Origin of the sequence: Rugamonas apoptosis, from assembly GCF_014042355.1 — a bacterium.
Lineage (GTDB): Bacteria > Pseudomonadota > Gammaproteobacteria > Burkholderiales > Burkholderiaceae_D > Rugamonas > Rugamonas apoptosis.
The window spans coordinates 1-255 of the sequence record NZ_JACEZU010000073.1 but is presented as its reverse complement, the minus strand read 5'-3'; the positions used below and the strand labels follow the sequence as shown (position 1 = coordinate 255).

Sequence of the window (255 nt, the reverse complement as noted above, 5' to 3'; positions counted from 1 at the left end):
GCGGAACCACCTGGAATAGCAGCTTCAGCGCCGTCGAAGGCGGCAACAACGTCATCGTGCGCGCCACCGACGTGGCCGGCAACACCCACGATGCCGCAGCCTTCGCCTTCACCCTCGACACCACGATAGCAACTGCGGGCGTGGCCCTGACCACGGACACTGGCGTCGCCGGCGACGGCGTGACGAGCCAGGCCGCGCTAACGTTCAGTGCGCCAGATGCCGACGCCACCCGCGTCATCACAGTCGATGGCAAGC

1 protein-coding gene is annotated in these 255 nt (G+C 67.5%); it reads left to right on the top strand.

The genetic code is table 11. From position 1 onward, the window contains the following. On the top strand, positions 1 to 255 hold a 255-nt coding region (locus H3H39_RS27480), incomplete at both ends, for a hypothetical protein (RefSeq protein ID WP_182157705.1).